The organism is Geotalea sp. SG265, assembly GCF_022808985.1.
Taxonomy (GTDB): Bacteria; Desulfobacterota; Desulfuromonadia; order Geobacterales; family Geobacteraceae; genus Geotalea.
Genome location: NZ_JAKZFT010000016.1, coordinates 1 through 18,130, shown reverse-complemented (window position 1 = coordinate 18,130; position 18,130 = coordinate 1). Strand labels below are relative to the sequence as shown.

18 protein-coding genes are annotated in these 18,130 nt (G+C 55.7%); 13 read left to right on the top strand and 5 right to left on the bottom strand.

Annotated features, from left to right (window positions below):
* Positions 1-93: 93 nt before the first annotated feature.
* From ML541_RS15710 to ML541_RS15680, 7 genes are read left to right on the top strand one after another with little or no spacing between them, the layout of a single operon-like run.
* The gene (locus tag ML541_RS15710; protein WP_243374294.1) at positions 94-519 is read left to right on the top strand and encodes an ATP synthase F0 subunit B; all 426 of its coding nucleotides are present in this window, start codon (positions 94-96) and stop codon (positions 517-519) included.
* Positions 520-1,137, top strand: a complete 618-nt coding sequence (locus tag ML541_RS15705) for an ATP synthase F0 subunit B (RefSeq protein WP_243374293.1) — start codon at positions 520-522, stop codon at positions 1,135-1,137.
* A complete protein-coding gene (atpH, locus tag ML541_RS15700; RefSeq protein ID WP_243374290.1) occupies positions 1,134-1,676 on the top strand; it encodes an ATP synthase F1 subunit delta in 543 nt (180 codons plus the stop codon). The genes ML541_RS15705 and atpH overlap by 4 nt, the downstream gene beginning before the upstream one ends.
* Positions 1,677-1,685: 9 nt before the next feature.
* Positions 1,686-3,194: a F0F1 ATP synthase subunit alpha gene (gene atpA / locus ML541_RS15695; RefSeq protein WP_243374288.1), complete on the top strand. Its 1,509-nt coding sequence runs from the start codon at positions 1,686-1,688 to the stop codon at positions 3,192-3,194.
* Between the two features lie 18 nt (positions 3,195-3,212).
* Positions 3,213-4,076: an ATP synthase F1 subunit gamma gene (gene atpG / locus ML541_RS15690; protein ID WP_243374286.1), complete on the top strand. Its 864-nt coding sequence runs from the start codon at positions 3,213-3,215 to the stop codon at positions 4,074-4,076.
* Between the two features lie 54 nt (positions 4,077-4,130).
* On the top strand, positions 4,131-5,543 hold the full coding sequence (gene atpD / locus ML541_RS15685; protein WP_243374285.1) for a F0F1 ATP synthase subunit beta: 1,413 nt from the start codon (positions 4,131-4,133) through the stop codon (positions 5,541-5,543).
* A 40-nt stretch (positions 5,544-5,583) separates the two neighbouring features.
* Complete coding sequence (locus ML541_RS15680) at positions 5,584-6,000, top strand: F0F1 ATP synthase subunit epsilon (RefSeq protein WP_243374284.1); 417 nt, start codon at positions 5,584-5,586, stop codon at positions 5,998-6,000.
* Positions 6,001-6,109: 109 nt separating this feature from the next.
* Here the strand turns inward: ML541_RS15680 and ML541_RS15675 are convergent, their stop codons facing one another.
* On the bottom strand, positions 6,110-6,631 hold the full coding sequence (locus ML541_RS15675) for a YkgJ family cysteine cluster protein (protein ID WP_243374283.1): 522 nt from the start codon (positions 6,629-6,631) through the stop codon (positions 6,110-6,112).
* 141 nt (positions 6,632-6,772) lie between these two features.
* Between ML541_RS15675 and ML541_RS15670 the strand changes: the two genes are divergently transcribed.
* Genes ML541_RS15670 through ML541_RS15660 form a run of 3 tightly spaced genes read left to right on the top strand, consistent with a single transcriptional unit; the run spans position 6,773 to position 9,191 of the window.
* Entirely contained in the window at positions 6,773-7,159 is a 387-nt protein-coding gene (locus ML541_RS15670; protein ID WP_243374282.1) for a hypothetical protein, read from the top strand.
* Between the two features lie 41 nt (positions 7,160-7,200).
* On the top strand, positions 7,201-8,217 hold the full coding sequence (pdxA, locus tag ML541_RS15665) for a 4-hydroxythreonine-4-phosphate dehydrogenase PdxA (RefSeq protein WP_243374281.1): 1,017 nt from the start codon (positions 7,201-7,203) through the stop codon (positions 8,215-8,217).
* Positions 8,214-9,191: a biosynthetic peptidoglycan transglycosylase gene (locus tag ML541_RS15660; RefSeq protein ID WP_243374280.1), complete on the top strand. Its 978-nt coding sequence runs from the start codon at positions 8,214-8,216 to the stop codon at positions 9,189-9,191. Before pdxA ends, ML541_RS15660 begins: the two co-directional genes overlap by 4 nt.
* A 5-nt stretch (positions 9,192-9,196) precedes the next feature.
* Here ML541_RS15660 and ML541_RS15655 read toward each other — a convergent pair whose 3' ends face one another.
* Positions 9,197-10,204: a hypothetical protein gene (locus ML541_RS15655; protein WP_243374279.1), complete on the bottom strand. Its 1,008-nt coding sequence runs from the start codon at positions 10,202-10,204 to the stop codon at positions 9,197-9,199.
* A 182-nt stretch (positions 10,205-10,386) separates the two neighbouring features.
* Here ML541_RS15655 and ML541_RS15650 point away from each other — a divergent pair, with 182 nt between their 5' ends.
* Complete coding sequence (locus ML541_RS15650; protein ID WP_243374278.1) at positions 10,387-12,042, top strand: pilus assembly protein PilB; 1,656 nt, start codon at positions 10,387-10,389, stop codon at positions 12,040-12,042.
* Positions 12,043-12,061: 19 nt separating this feature from the next.
* Complete coding sequence (locus ML541_RS15645) at positions 12,062-13,132, top strand: type IV pilus twitching motility protein PilT (RefSeq protein ID WP_243374277.1); 1,071 nt, start codon at positions 12,062-12,064, stop codon at positions 13,130-13,132.
* Positions 13,133-13,414: 282 nt separating this feature from the next.
* Here ML541_RS15645 and ML541_RS15640 read toward each other — a convergent pair whose 3' ends face one another.
* The 3 genes from ML541_RS15640 to ML541_RS15630 all read right to left on the bottom strand — a co-directional run bounded on the left by ML541_RS15640 (position 13,415) and on the right by ML541_RS15630 (position 17,594).
* The gene (locus ML541_RS15640) at positions 13,415-13,843 is read right to left on the bottom strand and encodes an SseB family protein (RefSeq protein WP_243374276.1); all 429 of its coding nucleotides are present in this window, start codon (positions 13,841-13,843) and stop codon (positions 13,415-13,417) included.
* A 25-nt stretch (positions 13,844-13,868) separates the two neighbouring features.
* Positions 13,869-15,506: an ATP-binding cassette domain-containing protein gene (locus ML541_RS15635; RefSeq protein WP_243374275.1), complete on the bottom strand. Its 1,638-nt coding sequence runs from the start codon at positions 15,504-15,506 to the stop codon at positions 13,869-13,871.
* Positions 15,507-15,656: 150 nt separating this feature from the next.
* Positions 15,657-17,594, bottom strand: a complete 1,938-nt coding sequence (locus ML541_RS15630; RefSeq protein WP_243374274.1) for a tetratricopeptide repeat protein — start codon at positions 17,592-17,594, stop codon at positions 15,657-15,659.
* A 237-nt stretch (positions 17,595-17,831) separates the two neighbouring features.
* Here ML541_RS15630 and ML541_RS15625 point away from each other — a divergent pair.
* The coding region (locus tag ML541_RS15625; protein WP_243374273.1) for a helix-turn-helix domain-containing protein at positions 17,832-18,130 on the top strand (299 nt) is incomplete at its 3' end.

Below are 18,130 nucleotides of genomic sequence, written 5' to 3'. Positions count from 1 at the left end.
GATAGCTATCACGTGCTTTACCCCTGGGTTCTCTGCAGCAGTGTAAATAAAATTATCCTTATTTAAATTCACGATACAGTAAGAGGTGGTTGGGTGATCAGTTTAGACTTTTCCTTTGTATTCCAGCTTGTCAATTTCCTGCTCCTGATGCTTATTCTCAACATCTTCCTGTTCAAGCCCATCAGAAAGGTGCTTTCCGAAAGAAATGCCGAGATCAGCGGCGCGAAGGCGAAGTCTGCCTCCGTTGACCAGGAGGTCCAGGAAAAACAGGCCCTTTACGAAACCCGTATGCGCGAGATCAAATCCCGTGCGACCGATGAGCGTTCAGGCCTCCGTAAAGAGGCTCAGGCTGAAGAAGCGGCCATTCTCGACAAAGCCAGAAAAGACGCTGCCGACACCCTTTCCGCCATCAAATCCAGGGTGGCAAAAGAATCAGCCGATGCCAGACAACTCCTTAAAGAGCAAGCGCTGAACCTTTCCTCTGAAATCTGCGAAAAAGTTCTTGGGAGGAGTATCTAAATGAGAAGTATGCGTACCTTTCTCGCACCCACACCGGTAAAAGTGAGTCTCGCGGTCTGTGTCCTGCTGGTTGCCCTTGCGGCTTTTGGCTTTGCAGCCGAGGGAGCTGAAGGGGCCCATCATGTGGACACCGGCAAGCAGATGAAGGATTTCGCCTGGCGTTGCCTCGATTTTGCCGCATTGTTCGCCCTGCTCGCTTGGGCCTTAAAGAAGGCAAACGTCAAGGGAGCCTTGGCAGACCGTCGCGCCGGTATCGAAAAGATGCTGCAGGAGGCCGTTGAAGCAAAGGCACAGGCGGAAAAGAAGTTTGCCGAGTACAGCGATAAGCTGGAGCAGGCAAACAGGGAAATCGAGGGAATCTCTGCTGCCATGAAGCAGGAAGGTGAACTGGAAAAAGCCCGCATCATCGCCGAGGCCAAGGCCGCTGCCGAGAAAATCAAGGAGCAGGCAGAGCAGACGGCACAGCAGGAAGTGCTGAAGGCAAGAGCCGAGCTCAGGGAAGAAGCCGCCCGTCTCGCTGTTGCAATAGCCGAGCAGAAACTCAAGGAAAACATCAATAAAGGTGACCAGGACAAGCTGGTTGGCAACTATATCTCCAAGGTGGTGACGCTACATTGAGTACTAATGCGATCGCAAAACGTTATGCCAAGGCACTGGTGCAGATCGGCGCCGAGGAAGGACTTATTGACAAATTCAGCAGTGAGCTGAGCCGGTTCACCGGCGTCCTGACCGAAAATGCCGGTCTGACTGCCGTTCTCGGTAATCCGGCTTACGGCATCGAAGCAAAGCGGGAAATTCTCCAAGGCATTATAGCCAAATTGGGGCTTTCCCCGAATGTCGCCAATTTCCTCCAGCTGCTGCTCGACAGGAACAGGCTCCCTTTCCTGCCGCAGATCGTCGAGAGCTTCAATAGCTTCGCCGATGACCTTTCCGGCGTCATCCGCCCGACACTCACATCCGGTCTGCCGTTGGAACAGAGCCAGATCGACGAGATCAAGGCCTCGCTGACCAAGGCCACCGGCAAGAAAGTCGTGCTCAAGGTGGAGGTCGACCCTGCACTGATCGGTGGTGTCGTGACGCAAATCGGCGACAAGGTATTTGACGGAAGCATAAAGACGCAGTTAGCGAAAATTCAGGATATATTACAGAAGGGGTGAGACGTTTCTATGGAAATCAGAGCGGAAGAAATCAGCGAGATTATCAGAAAGCAAATCAAGGAATACGGTACCGAAGTTGAGGTTGCCGAAACCGGCACCATCATCTCCATCGGTGACGGTATTGCGCGTATTCACGGCTTGGACAAGTGCATGGCCGGTGAGCTTCTGGAGTTCCCGGGCGGCATCTCCGGCATGGCCCTCAACCTGGAGGAAGACAACGTCGGTGCTGCCATCCTTGGTGAATTCAGCGAAATCAAAGAAGGGGACACCGTCAAAAGGACCAACCGCATCGTTGAGGTTCCCGTCGGCGAAGCGCTGATCGGCCGCGTCGTCAACGCCATCGGCCAGCCCATCGACGGCAAAGGCCCCATCAACACCGATAAATACGGCAAGGTGGAAGTCAAAGCCCCCGGTATCGTCAAGCGTAAGTCGGTGCATCAGCCGATGCAGACCGGCCTTAAAGCTATTGACTCCATGGTTCCAATCGGGCGTGGTCAGCGTGAACTTATCATCGGCGACCGTCAGACCGGTAAGACCGCTGTAGCTATCGACACCATCATCAACCAGAAAGGTGGCGATGTTGTCTGTATTTATGTCGCTATCGGTCAGAAGCGTTCCACCGTTGCCCAGGTTGTCAGCAAGCTGCAGGAGCACGGCGCCATGGATTACACCATTATCGTCGCTGCTACCGCTTCCGAGCCGGCACCGCTTCAGTTCATCTCCCCTTACACCGGCGTTACCATGGGCGAGTACTTCCGCGACAACGGCAAACATGCCCTGATCATCTATGACGACCTTTCCAAACAGGCCGTTGCTTATCGCCAGCTTTCCTTGCTCCTTCGTCGTCCTCCCGGACGTGAAGCATATCCCGGTGACGTATTCTACTTGCACAGCCGTCTGCTTGAGCGTGCATGCAAAGTGTCCGACGCTTGCGGCGCCGGTTCCCTAACTGCTCTGCCGATCATCGAGACCCAGGCAGGTGACGTGTCCGCTTACATCCCGACCAACGTCATCTCCATTACCGACGGCCAGATATACCTGGAATCGGACCTTTTCTACTCGGGCGTTCGTCCTGCCATCAACGTCGGCCTCTCCGTATCCCGTGTCGGTGGTTCTGCTCAGGTAAAAGCCATGAAACAGGTTGCCGGTACTCTCCGTCTCAGCTTGGCTCAATATCGTGAGATGGCTGCCTTTGCCCAGTTCGGCTCCGATCTTGATAAGGCAACCCAGATGCAGCTCGCCCGCGGTGAGCGTCTCGTCGAAGTTCTCAAACAGCCCCAATACCGACCGATCCCCAATGAGAAACAGGTTTTGATCATCTTTGCCGCCAATAACGGATACATTGATGAGTACCCGGTTGCCGCACTGCGCCGGTATGAGACGGAACTGTACGGTTTCTTCGACGCCAGAAAGAGTGATATCCTCGCCGAACTGCGGGACAAGAAAGCCATTGACGACGACATCAAGGCTAAAATTGTTTCCGCACTGGAAGAATTCAAAAAAGAATTTACTGCGTAATAAGGATGGTTTCGACCCATGGCGAGTCTTAAGAGTATAAAAAAGCGCATTGTCTCCGTCAAAAATACGGGACAAATCACCAAAGCCATGAAAATGGTTTCAGCTGCAAAGCTGCGCCGCGCCCAGGAAAACGTTGTTGCTGCACGTCCCTACGCAGCGAAGCTCGGCGAAGTGTTGGGTAGGCTGTCCAAGAACCAGGACGCAGATGCCAGCCCCCTGCTGGTAAAGCGCACCACAGGAAAGGCGCTGCTGATCGTTGTTACTTCTGATCGCGGTTTGTGCGGCGGCTTCAACGCCAACCTTTGCAAGGCGGCAGAACGCTTTATCAAAGAACGTCGGGCCGATTTCACCGATCTTTCACTGATGACCATCGGGCGAAAAGGCTACGAGTTTTTGAAAAACCGGCAGAAAGTCCGCAAAAACTTTGGCACCGTCTTCTCCAACCTCAACTATCAGACAGCTGCCCTCCTGGCGCAAGAGGTTATTCAGGGCTACCTGGATGAAGAATTCGATGAAGTCTTCATCATCTACAATGCATTTCGCAGCGTTATGTCCCAGGACATCACACTGGAGCAACTTCTGCCAATTACTCCTCCTGAGACCGCTGAAGAGGAATACGCACCGGAATACATCTATGAGCCGTCCAAGGCAGAACTCCTCGGTGAGTTGCTGCCGAAGCACATCGAGGTCCAGCTCTTCAAGTCTCTGCTCGAATCAGTTGCTTCCGAGCATGGCGCCCGGATGACCGCCATGGACAGCGCTTCGAAAAATGCTTCCGAAATGATCGGCAAGCTGACCCTGCAGTACAACCGAGCCCGTCAGGCCGCCATCACCACCGAGCTGATGGAGATCATTTCCGGGGCAGAATCCATCAAAGGATAACGCTTTACGCATACAAAATAGAGGCCTGCACAGGCCGCAGGAGGAAGAGGTTACATGAGTCAGAACATCGGAAAAATATCGCAGGTCATCGGCGCGGTTATCGACGTTGAGTTCGAGCCGGGCAAGTTGCCTCCTATCTACAATGCTCTCCGGGTAACCAATCCGGCGATCGACGACAAAGAGAACAACCTGGTGCTCGAAGTCGCCCAGCATCTGGGTGAGAACTCCGTCAGAACCATCGCCATGGATTCCACCGACGGTCTGGTCCGCGGTCAGGCCGTTCTCGATACCGGCAAACAGATCTCCGTTCCGGTCGGCAAGAAGACCCTGGGCCGTATTCTCAACGTTATCGGTGAGCCGGTTGATGAAATGGGCCCGGTGGGTAATGACAAAGAATATGGTATTCATCGTGAGGCACCTGAATTCGTCAACCAGTCGACCAAGGTTGAAGCCTTTACCACCGGCATCAAGGTTGTCGACCTCCTCGCTCCCTATGCAAGGGGTGGTAAAATCGGCCTCTTCGGCGGCGCCGGCGTCGGCAAAACCGTTCTCATCATGGAATTGATCAACAACATCGCCAAACAGCACGGCGGTTTCTCCGTTTTCGCCGGTGTTGGCGAGCGTACCCGTGAAGGAAACGACCTCTGGATGGAAATGAAGGAGTCCGGCGTTCTTGATAAGGCTGCTCTGGTATACGGCCAGATGAATGAGCCTCCAGGAGCCCGTGCTCGTGTTGCCCTTTCCGCCCTTTCCATCGCTGAATACTTCCGTGACGAAGAAGGCCAGGACGTGCTTCTCTTCATCGACAACATCTTCCGCTTCACCCAGGCGGGTTCCGAGGTTTCCGCCCTTCTCGGCCGTATCCCTTCCGCCGTTGGTTACCAGCCGACCCTGGCCACCGAAATGGGCGAGCTGCAGGAGCGTATTACCTCCACCAACAAGGGTTCCATCACGTCGGTTCAGGCGATCTACGTTCCGGCTGACGACTTGACCGACCCTGCGCCGGCCACCGCCTTCGCCCATCTGGATGCAACGACCGTTCTTTCCCGTCAGATCGCCGAGCTCGGTATCTACCCTGCCGTTGACCCGCTCGACTCCACCTCCAGGATTCTTGATCCGCAGGTAATCGGCGAAGAGCATTATGCCATTGCCCGTCAGGTCCAGTATGTTCTCCAGAAATACAAGGATCTGCAGGATATCATCGCCATTCTCGGTATGGACGAACTCTCCGAGGAAGACAAATTGGTTGTTGCCCGCGCGAGAAAGATCCAGCGTTTCCTCTCCCAGCCATTCCATGTCGCCGAGGCCTTCACCGGTTCCCCAGGCAAATACGTAGAGCTCAAAGACACCATCAAAGGCTTCAAGGAAATCGTTGAAGGCAAGCATGATGATATCCCCGAGCAGGCATTCTACATGGTTGGTACCATTGAAGAAGCCCTTGAAAAGGCCAAGAAACTGGCAGTGTAATGTAGTGCCGTAACGACTCCTGAAAAAAGGATAACGATAGATGGCTGAAAAACTTAAAGTAGAACTGGTAACTCCCTACAAGAAGGTCCTCACCGAAGAGGTTGATGAAATCACGGCCACCGGCGCACTGGGAGAATTCGGCATTCTGCCCGGCCACGCACCTTTCCTCACTTCCCTTAAAATCGGCGAGCTCTCCTACAAAAAGGAGGGTGTAGTCTCCCATCTGGCCCTCAACTGGGGTTACTTCGAGGTGGAGAGTGACAAGGTGACCGTACTGGTGGAGACCGCCGAAAGGGCAGACGAAATCGATCTGGAACGCGCCAAAGCTGCTCTGGGCAGAGCCGAGGAAGCCCTGAAAAAGCTGACTCCTGAAGACAAAAACTTCAGGGTTTACGAGTCAGCACTGGAGCGGGCACTGATCAGGGTACAAGTTGCCGGTAAAAGCGGCAGAAGGTAAGTAAAAACAAAAAGAGCGGCCCAGCCGCTCTTTTTTATGGCTTTTGACGAAAGAGGCATGTGAATCACATGCCTCTTTTCCATTGCTACCAACTAATTCCCGATCATATTTAGAGAAGCAATGCCTCGGCCAGGGAGAGGCGCTCCTTTCCGACAATTTTCCTCTCCCAGCATTCGGTGACGAAGAGCTTGTTCACCGCAGCGAGCAGGGTATTCAGCTTCTCCAGATCGACCACCGCATCGCCGGAAAGGGATTCAGCATTGGTGAAATTAAGTGGGCAGAAATCCAGGCGCTGCCCCCCCTCCTCGGTTACCAGGACCGGCAGCCCGTGCGTCCGGCAGATGATGGGGCGATGGGCATAAAGGGCACATTCGCCATTCTCCAGAAGCGGACAAGGCCCATCAGCAGTCGCCGATCGTGCTTTGGCACGTATGAAGAGGGCGCGGTCGGCGGAAAGAGACCGGAAAGCCACTGCCAGGGCCACACCCTCCACTGGAAAAAGGGACAGATGACGGCAACACCGGTCACAACCCTTGCGACAGGCAATGTCAGCCGCATGTGCAGCGCTTATCCCTGTGGTCATTTCATCTATTTTGGCCAGCAGGGTGCGATAATTGTTTAATCCTTCCATACCTTAACCGTCCTTTCCGGCTGCAAGCATACCGCCATCAGCAATGGCTGGTCAAGTGCCGAGCCGCACTGTTTTTATTGCCAAGGGGCTGCATATTCTGCTAAAAAACCTAGCTACCATGAACCCGGAGGGAGCACGAACATGTCCGACAAAAAGAATGAACTGAAATTCAAATATGTCTTCGATAACGCGTATAACCCCGTCTATGTCAACGGCGCCCACGGCGGAGTTACTCCCAGGGGGGAGCTGGTCGTCAATTTTTACCTTGAGCGGCAGCCGCTGCCCAATTCCATCAGCCACGAGATTGCCCCCAACGGCAGCATCGGCAGGGAATCTGCCGTGGAGCCAGCTGATCTGCACCATAGCTTTGTCAGATACATATCGTCGGGCGTCGTACTGAGCCATCAGACGGCAGAAGAGATCCATTTCTGGCTGGGAGAGAAATTGAAGGAGATGGAGGCCATCGAAAAAGCAAAAAGTGCGATGGACAGCGCCGCCATTTCCGACAAGTCCCGGTTCACCCATTGAGACCGTTCAGTCCCCTTCCCTGCCAAAGCAAAGGACTTCGTATGGAAAGTAACACTAAACCTGTTATTGCCGTCACCATGGGAGATCCGGCCGGTATCGGCCCTGAAATAATCGTCAAAGCTCTTGTCCGGCCGGAGATTTCCGCCGTTTGCCGTCCCGTGGTGCTGGGTGATCGCTCCGCCATGGAGCGTGCAGTCCAGCTTGTGGGAGCCGATTTCCGCATCGAAGTGATTGACACCCCATCGACCTGCACCCCTGCAACAGAGGGCATCTGTCTGAAGCCCCTGACTGATCTGGCCTTGTGCGACATGGAATACGGCAAACCGACAGCCGCCGGAGGAGATGCGGTCTTCCGCTATATCACCGAGGCCGCCCGCCTCTGCCTGAGCGGCCATGTTGATGCCATGGCAACGGCCCCCATCAACAAGGAAGCCATGAATGCCGCTGGCCATCACTATCCCGGGCATACGGAGTTATTGGCAGAATTGACAGGGACCAAAGACTTCGTCATGATGCTGGCGGGGAGCAAGCTACGGGTGAGCCTCGTCACCATCCATGAAGCCCTGGCTGAAGTGCCGCGCCTGGTGACCTTCGACAAGGTGCTGGCTACCATCCGCACCACCCACAGGGACATGGTCCGCTACTTTATGCCCCGCCCCCGCCTTGCCGTGCTCGCCCTCAATCCACATTGCGGCGAAGGGGGCATGTTCGGCAAGGAAGACGAGCAGATCATCCGTCCGGCTGTGGAGGCAGCCCGGGAGGAGGGCATAGACGCAATAGGTCCCCTCTCGGCAGATACCCTATTTCACCTGGCCATCAAGGGGGATTACGATGCCGTGGTCTGCATGTACCACGATCAGGGGCTGATCCCCCTAAAACTCCTCCATTTCGACGACGGCGTCAACGTCACTCTGGGGCTCCCCATCATCCGCACCTCGGTTGATCACGGCACGGCCTACAACCTTGCCGGCAAAGGGGTCGCCTCGGCAGACAGCATGGTTGCCGCAATCACCATGGCTGCCGGAATGGCGGTAGTCAGACGGGCAGGAAAAGCATGAAGAAGATCCTCCTGATTCTACTGGGACTGGCCGTCCTCTACGCTTTATATATCGCCGTTTCCCTGATGTCGCTCCCCTCCGTAGCAGATTTGCAGAAGCGCAAGGCCAACATGACCATCCAGGTCAGGGACTGGCACGGTACCTATCATCCCCTTGTCGTAGGGCCCAGGAACCGTTACTGGACCCCTGGCGGCAGCATTCCGCCGGAAATGAAGTGGGCGGTAATCCTGGCTGAGGACGATAACTTTTACACCCATGAAGGGATCGACATCAAGGCGATCAAGAACGCTATCATCTATGACCTGGAAAAGAAGAGTTTTGCCCGTGGGGCTTCGACAATTACCCAGCAGGTGGCAAAGAACCTGTTCCTATCACGGGAAAAGACCATCACCAGAAAAATAAAGGAGGTGGTCCTGGCCAGGCGCATGGAGCAGGAACTGACCAAGGGGAGAATCATCGAGCTCTATCTGAATGTGGTGGAACTGGGGCCGATGGTCTACGGCATTGGCCATGCCGCCCATTACTATTTCGGCAAACCGGCCTCAGCTCTGACTCCGCGTGAATGCGCCATCTTTGCAGCCATGCTCCCGGGTCCGCGGGTGGCGTATAATCCGTACCGGAATATGGACAAGGTCCTGAAGCGTTCCAATATGATCCTGCGCCTGCTACGGAACAAGGGAGTGCTGTCCCAGGCCGAGTACCGGCAGGCAATAGCTGAGGCCCCCAATATCGGCCGCCTGCAGAAGAAGGTCGATGAGAGCATCAAGAAGGAAGAACTGGTGCTGCCCAACTTGAGCAGCGCAAGGCAGCCGGAGGATGGCACCGTGGCACCGGCACTTCCTGAGGATGGTGCGAACGTGGCTCCGCAGCCGGAAACGAACGAAAAGAGCCGGCAGGAAAACCTGCCGGCTGCAGAGGGACAAAGCCAAGCCGACGGCGGGGCCCCGGCTGAGCAGCAGGCCCCGGGTCGATGACTGGATCAGCCGATGCGCAGGCTTTCGACGGTGGATTCGCTGTATTCGTTCAGCACCTTCAGCTGCTTTTCACTTCCGTCTACGATCGCTTTTATGGTACATTCCAACCCCGGTTCCGCCTTGGTGTAACGCAACAGAATCTTCGCCGCCTTTTCCAGCAGAGCTTCATCCTGCCTGCCCGTGACAACGGTCAGGGGGCTCCCCCCCTCCTCCCAGCGCAGTGTTGCTTCCCCTGCCTGTGCGGCCGATTCGAGCAGGTTGTTTTCCGCCTCGTTGCGCCCGACGATAACCTTGGTCCTGTCGCCGATGCGGAAGTGACGCCCCAGCTTGATCAGCCGGAAATCCCGCAAATTTAAGGAGTCGGAATGCTCGAAAACGTCCCTGACCTTGGGCACGAAGGAGGTCTCCGTCAGTAGACACCCCCCCGCCGGGCAGGGGTAGTTCTTCACATCCAGTTCCTCGGCCAGGTGCATCTGCTCCTTTCGCGAGCGCCCCTGAATGGCCAGAAGCCGTTCTCGATCAACCCACCCTTCTTTTTCGGGGATGGTAGGATCGAAATGTTTTGCCGACAGGGGCCGCAGCAGCAGCCCTTCCAGGCCGCTCTCCCGCTCGATCACCCGCAGGGTGTCGCGGCGCTGGCTCATGGGGCGCTGGCCCAGGACCTCGCCGGTAATGATGAAATCGGCGCCGCTTTCCTTCATGTATTCCCGAGCCTTGGTGAGGAGGAAGATGCGACAATCGATACAGGGGTTCATTCCCTTGCCGTAACCGTGCCGGGGCTTGCGGACAATCTCCAGGTAATCGGGCCCCTTGTGCATGACCTTGATGGGGATGCCGAATTCCTCGGCGACCCGGATGGCCTCGGATTTGCAACCGGCATTTTTGCTCGTGCAGGTGCAGAAGGGGGAGGTAAAGTTGAGTGCCTCGATGGCAATACCTTGCTCGAGCATGACCTTGACTGCCAGGGTAGAGTCGAGTCCTCCGGAAAGAAGGGCAAGTGCTTTTCTTTGCATGGTGTCTCCTGTGGTCCCATGGATGCGACCGCTTCGCCGCATCACGGAGCCGTTTTTTTCTGACTGCTCATGGCAGACTGGCAAGGCTACCACAGAGGAGCGAAAAAAGTAAAGCATCACCATTTGATTTCTAATTAATCTGCTGCCGATGTCGATAAGCATTGTGACCAGGGAGGTAGCTCATGGATATACTAGTAAAAGAGGGGTCGCTGGGATCGATCCTGCTCCGTTCGCAGATCATCACGGAACAGGAGCTGCTGTCGGCACTTGAAGAACAGAAGGCGTCCGGCGTCCGCATCGGCGAGGCCTTGATAAAACTCGGCATCGTCACCCAGGAGGACATCGACTGGGCTCTGTCCAACCAGCTGAACATCCCCTACGTGCGCCTGAAGAAAGATAACATCGGCAGTGAGGCAGTGGAGTGCGTACCAGGAGAGCTTGCTCGCCGCTACAACCTGATGCCGATCTTCCTGAGCGGCAACGACCTGAGCATTGCCATGGCCGATCCCCTCAACAAGGAGGCCATCAGGGAACTGGAGAGTACCACCGGCTGCATGGTCACCGTCTCTGTCGGTCTGATCCGCGAGATCAGGGAGATGCAGGAGCTCTTCTACGGTGCCGAAATGGTGCCTGTCTCCTTCGGTTTCAGCTCGATCATCTTCCCACCCCGGATCATCGACAGTATCAATGCCGATCTGAGCGGTGCCAAACTCCTGGATTACCTGCTACTCTCCATCGTCAAAAACCGGCTTTCGTCCGTGTCGCTCCAGCCCCTCGGGGATACCATTCTCGTCGTGGGACGCTCAGCAAGGGCAACAAAGGAATTGGGAAGAATCGAGCCCGGCCATTACCCCGAACTGCTGCTTCATCTGCGCCGGCTGGCCAGGATCAACGGTTCCAATGATACCTCCGCCAGGGGCGTGCTGGCTTTCCGCCTGAAGGGCAGGACCCTCCATTACCAGGTATGCATGCTCAGGGGAGAGGGAGGGGACTACGTCACCATCAAGCTCCATCTTTCCTCCGCTTTCCCCGGCACCATAGGAGAAATCGGTCTCGGCAGCGAAAAGGAAGCGGCATACCGTGCAATGGCCACCCTCGACAAAGGGCTGGTCCTCTTTTCCATGCGGGATGCAGACGAACGTTGCCGGCTCATGGACCTCTACCTTGATGAACGGGAGACGGAGGGAAAAACGGTGCTCATACTCGGGGACAACGTGGGGCGAGGAAGGAAGAAATTTCCCCGCATCCCCGTATCACGCAATATTAACGAACTGAGCGCCGTCATCATGGCCACATTTGATCACGACCCCGACATCATCGTCATTGAGGACGCCACCGACGCCTATGCCTTCATCGCCTCCGGCAAGGCGGCCATGCACGGCAAACTGGTCATGGCGGGAGTCTCCTTCGGCGATGTCCCGGCCACCTTCAAAAACCTTATCCATTACTGGCAGAAGAACTATTTCATCCCCACCTTCCTCAAGGGGGTTATTTCCCTCAAGGGGCTCCTTACCCTCTGCCCCAACTGCAAGGAACGTTACACCCCCTCCCGGGAGGAGACTGCCGCGCTGCGCATCGAAATGCCCATTGCCGATTGTTATCGCCCCAAAGGCTGCCCGGTCTGCGATCACACAGGCTATGCAGGTCGAAAATACCTGATGGGGCTGATTCCCTTCGACAGCCCAATGCTGGAAGCCTTCGAGAAAGCCCGTGACAGTGCAGAGATTGTGAAATACCTGGGGGGCAGAGGCTATCGGGGCATCGGCGAAGAAGCTCTCGAATTGCTCATTGCCGGAGATATCTCTCCGGAGGAATATGCAGTCTCGATCATATATTAATTTGCAGGGAGCATGACCTATGGCACGAATTGACGCACTCTTCAAGATGATGAACGAGCAGGGAGCTTCCGACCTTCACCTCTCAACCGGCTCCCCCCCCATTTTCCGCCTCAATGGCGAAATGGAGCGTCTCAACTTCAAGAGCCTCGGGCACGAGGACCTGAAATCGATCCTCTACGAGATATTGACCGAGACCCAAATAGCCGACTTCGAAAAGCGCAAGGATCTGGATTTCGCCTACTCGGTTCCCGGCATTGCCAGATTCCGGGGAAACATGCTCATGCAGCACCGGGGCATTGCCGCCGTTTTCCGTATCATCCCCAGCAAGATCCTCACCGCAGACCAGCTGAACCTGCCGGAAGGGGTGCGCAAGCTGACCGCCCTGAAAAAAGGGCTGGTGCTGGTGACGGGCCCTACCGGCTCGGGAAAATCCACTACCCTGGCGGCCATGATCGACCTGATCAACTCCACCCGCCGTGAGCACATCCTGACCCTGGAAGATCCTCTGGAATTCATCCACGAAAACAAGATGTCGCTCTTCAACCAGCGGCAGATCGGCGAACATTCCGAGAGTTTTGCCGCCGCCCTGCGCGCTGCCCTGCGCGAGGACCCGGATGTAATCCTCGTCGGCGAGATGCGCGACCTGGAAACAATCAGCCTGGCCATGAGCGCGGCCGAGACCGGCCACCTGGTCTTCGGCACCCTCCATACCAGCTCCGCCGCCAAGACCGTCGATCGGATCATCGACGTCTTCCCCAAGGACGCCCAGGAACAGGTGCGGGCCATGCTCTCCGAATCCCTGAAGGGGGTCATCAGCCAGCAACTCCTGCGCAACGCCGACGGCAAGGGAAGGTCGGCGGCCCTGGAGATCATGATGGGCACCCCAGCCATCGGCAACCTGATCCGCGAAGGGAAGACCTTTCAAATCCCCTCCATCATGCAGACGGCGAAGAAGGACGGCATGCAGCTCATGGACCAGCATATCCTCGACCTGCTGAAGACGAAGAAGGTCTCCCCGGAGGAGGCCTACCGCTGCGCCGCCGATAAGAAACAGTTCGAGCAGTACCTGCCGGAAAAGCCGCAACAGTAGCGTAGCGCTTCCGGCGTTTCAGGTAAAGCAAGGCAGTCGCGACGTCGTCCTTTCGCTCTGTCGCCACAGCTGCGGACCTTGCGGTGCCGCCCACATAATACCGCATGATGCTTGAATGGCTGCACCCTCTTCGATCCACATACGGCGGGTGTCCGCTCGCCGCTGCGGCTCGTCGCTCACTCCCGACGCCCCGACTGCCTTCCCCAGCAAATTCCCGTACAACTGAAAAAAGCCCCGGATAACCCAGGGCTTTTTCTCTACTCCTCAGCGAAACGAGTAATCTCAATCCCCCTGAGTTTTCTCTTCCTTTGCCGCTTCAGCATTGCAGTGCTCTACCACCTCCCGCAACCAGGCGATTTCATCGGGAAGAAACTGCTTGGAGAACTCCGTTCCCACATTCAGTGCCCAATGCAAAGGGGGTTGTGACATGGCGGCCAGCACATGACCGGGGACCTCCACGCTGGGAATCTCCTTGCCTGTCCAGGCAAGAAGCCGTTCCCTGCTGTCGAAGAGCATCAAGTAGTCGTTGCCTTCGGATTCCATCACCAGCGGTAGCGCCTGTCCCTGTTCTTCCCCATCGTCTTCCCCCTCCTCCCGAAACGTCGGTACATGGAAGGAGGCATTTAGGAATAGATCGTAAAACCTGGACTGGTTTTTCGGGTCATTCATATTTTGCCGCAGGGTTTCCAGCGCTTGATCCAGATCGGTCATTTCTTTCTCCTTTTATTGTTCACCATCAGAGGGTGAGATCGGCATGGCCATGGTAGAGCTGGTCCCGCTCCGCCGCCACATCGGCGCTCTCCAGGTAATCGTCGAAGTTCATGACCCGGTCAATGATGCCGCCGGGGGTGATCTCGATGATTCGATTGGCGATGGTGGAAACGAATTCGTGGTCGTGGGAGGCGAAGAGCACCACCTCGCTGAAGGCTATGAGCCCGTCGTTGAGTGCTGTGATCGACTCCAAGTCCAAGTGGTTGGTCGGCTCGTCGAGGATGAGCGCGTTCGCCCCGGAAAGCATCATGCGGGCCAGCATGCAGCGCACCTTCTCGCCACCGGAGAGAACGCCGGTCTTCTTAGTCGCCTCGTCGCCGGAGAAGAGCATCCTCCCCAGATAGCCCCGGGCGAAGGTCTCCCCCTCGTTGGGGGGGCCGTACTGGCCAAGCCATTGGATAAGGTTGAGATCGTTATCGAAGTAGGCACTGTGCTCCTTGGGAAAATAGCTGTGGCTGATGGTCACCCCCCAGCGGTACGAGCCGCCCTCTGCTTCCAGTTCACCGGCCAAAATCTGGAAGAGCGTCGTCCGCGCCAAACTGTTGCCGCCGACGAAGGCAACCTTGTCTCCGTTCCGCACCTGCAAATCCAGATTGTCCAGCACCTGCACACCATCAATGGTCTTGGACAGCCCCTTGACCTCCAGGATGATATCGCCGCAGGGTCGATCGGGCTTGAACATGATGTGGGGATACTTGCGGTTGGAGACCGGCATGTCCTCTAGGGTCAGCTTCTCAAGGAGTTTCTTCCGTGACGTGGCCTGCTTTGCCTTGGAAGCATTGGAGGAAAAGCGCTGGATAAATTCCTTCAGTTCGGCCGCCTTTTCCGCCACCTTGCGGTTCTCGTTCTGTTTCTGCTTGAGCGTCAGCTGGCTGGCGTGGTACCAGAAGTCATAGTTGCCCACGTAGACCTGGATGCGACCGAAGTCGATGTCGGCAGTATGGGTGCAGACTTGGTTCAGGAAGTGGCGGTCGTGGGAAACGACGATGACCGTATTGGCAAAGCGGGAGAGGAAATCCTCCAGCCAGGTAATGGATTTGAGATCCAGGTTGTTGGTGGGCTCGTCCAGGAGGAGCACGTCCGGGTTGCCGAAGAGGGCCTGGGCCAGGAGCACCCGCACCTTATCCCCCCCTTCCAGCTCCTTCATCTTCTTCTGGCGCAATTCCTCGGGAATACCGAGGCCGTTCAGGAGCACCGCCGCCTCCGACTCCGCCTCGTAGCCGTTCATCTCGGCAAATTCCGCCTCAAGTTCCGCCGAGCGAACCCCATCCGCCTCGGTGAAATCGGCCTTGGAATAGATCGCCTCCCGCTCCATCATCACTTTGTAGAGGTGCTCATGTCCCATGATGACCGTATTGAAAACCGTCTCCTCATCAAAGACGAAGTGGTCCTGGCGCAAGACCGCAACCCGCTCCCGGGGGCCGATGTTGACTTCTCCCTTGTCAGGCGAAATCTCGCCGGAGAGAATCTTGAGAAAGGTGGACTTGCCCGCGCCGTTGGCACCAATCAGGCCGTAACAGTTGCCCGGGGTGAATTTTATGTTGACGTCCTTGAAAAGGACCCGCTTGCCGTAACCCAGTGTAATATTTGTTGTCGTTATCATATCTACAACTCCTTCCTTTTCCGTAAAGCGGCCTGCCGGCAAAAAAAAACCACAGGTGGTCCCTGTGGTGCAGAAACGCCATTAAGATAGCATCTTATGACGGGTGCAGCAATGGCTAAGTTGCCAGATTGGAACCAATTGTCGGCATGCCTAGCGTTTCTCCTTCAGTTGGCGGATCTGCTTCAGTAATCCCTCGTCCGGATACCTTTGGTAGGCCTTTTCCAATTCAGCAATGGCTGCGGCAGTATCACCCTCTTTGGCGTGGAGCTTTCCAAGTCGCACATGACCCTCAGGATGCAGCGGATCAGCTGCTATGGCTGCAGCATAAGCTTCCCTCGCCAGATCCAGCTCCCCCTTTTTTTCGTGCAGCTCGCCCATGAAGATATGGGGTATGGAGCTTTCCGGGTTCAACTGTACCGCCGTCAAGAGTTCTGTGCTCGCCTCATCATACTGCCCCAGGTCGGTCAATGATTTCCCCAGTTGAACATGGGCCAGCAGATAATCGGGCCGCAGCCGTATGGCTGTGCGCAGTTCATCGATTGCCGCTTCAATGCCTTTGCGGGACGCAAGGGTGCCGCCCTGAGACGATCTCTGTTCCAGCAACGCACTTCCCAATCCGTAGTGCACCCTGGCCTTGTTTGGACTCTTGGCGGCAATGTCCTTCCAGAAGCTTACCTTATCCTTCCAGACCATGTTGCGGACGATTCCACCTATGGACAGAGTGACGATAATGAGCGCCAGCACCAGGTTGGTCCCCTTGCTGGCAAAGATGGATCGCTTGTACCGGCGGCTGTAGAGAGCGACGGCCAGTGCCAGGAAAGAGAGAAAAAAGCCGATGGAAGGAAGATAGGCCCGGTGTTCGAAGATCAGGTCGTCGATGGGGATGATGCTCGATTCCATGGCGAGGGCGAGAAAGAACCAGAAAATGCCGAATGCGGCCAGCCGGTACAGGGGGGCTTGGGGTTGCTCTGGCCTCCTTGAGCGGAAGCAGAGGTAGATGCCTGCCCCGATGATGAAAAGAAGAAGGATAAGGGGAAGCAACACGGCGGGGCTGAAGAAGTCCGTCTGCAGACGGTAGTCGTAATCGAAATTCTGCCTGATGGGCAGGACAAGCAGGCGCAGATAGGTGACAATGACGCCGAACTGGGTCATGAGATAATGCCATGAAGAGACGCCGCTGAAGTTGACCATGTTTATGGAGTCTCGAATGACGCCCGCTTCCACCGGTTTTGTCACGGCAGGTAGTTGGGAAAGCCGGATGGGGATAATCACCAGTGTCGACAGGAAAGGAATCAAGCCCAGCAGCCTTTTTCCCACTGCACCGGAAAAGAACATAAATTCCAGAAGAACGAGCGCCAGGGGTAGAGTGAAGGCGTTTTCCTTGGTCCCCATGGCAAAAACCGCGGCGACAAGGGCAAGAAAATACCACCATGCCTGGCCGGATCTGGACGGAGACAACCTGCTCTTCGCGTACATCACCACTGCGGTCAGGTAGAAAAGGGCGACGAGGGAGGTAAAACGCTGAATGATGTAGGTTACCGCCTGGGTCTGCAAGGGGTGGCAGACAAAGAGCAAGGCGCAGGCCAAGGGAAACAGGGCTTTGAAGTAGGTTTCAGTAAGGATCTCATTCCTGCTCTCAGCGGTCATCGTCGCTGCCTGCAGCAGCAACCCTACCAGGAGATAAACAAGTAGACCATTGCCGATATGAATAATGAGATTGGTGAGGTGGTAGCCCCTGACGTCAAGGCCATGGATAGCATAGTTCACGGCATAGGTGAAATAAGAAACAGGCCTGAGGACAAAATTGTTTTTTACATCGGGAAGAATGCCCAGTTTAAAGATCCGGTCACTGTCGGTGAAAAAGCTGAAATCCTTAACGGCCGGGTTACTGACCAGGTAGGTTATGTCATCAAAGAGAAAGGGGGTGGCGATGGTATTGAAATAGACGGTGAAGGCGACGATGATGATAAGAAAGACATGGACGAAGGGTTCATGCCAGAGGCAGATCTGGTCCGAATCGACCGGCAATGAAATGCCTTCCTTTGCAACAGGCATTTTCTTTTTCGTGGTAGCGGAACGTTTTTTCACTATGTCTCTCCAGCGGAATGATGCCGCCAGCAGGGGTGGGCGTTCTGTCCTGCTTTTCTATACCTGACGCAGATTAATTTCAAGAGCTAAAGCCACAACAAAGGAGCAGGAGGTATATTCCGGTGAAAAGGGGTAGATTCTATTCGTAAGTGCACCACGTGATAAAAAAGCAGGACATGATGGTTTTCTGGTAGTGTGTGAAGCGCGACCAACACTCACTCCAGAAAGGAACCCACCATGTCCTACAGCCATTTTACTGAAAAAGAACGATATGTCATCAGCCATTTGCGGTTGGCGAAATTCAGCCTACGGGAGATAGCCCGCCGAATAGGGCGGCATCACACGAGCATTAGCCGTGAAATTAAGCGTAACGGCCCTAAATATGCGCCTGATGCTGTTTACTGGTACTACGGGATTCAGCCAGTTGTAGAGAAGCGCCGGCATAAGGCCCGGAGTCATCGTCGCCAGAATTACCAGCCCCTCGTCGAGTATGTAGAGGATAGACTGAGAATGGACTGGCCACCAGAGGTTATAGC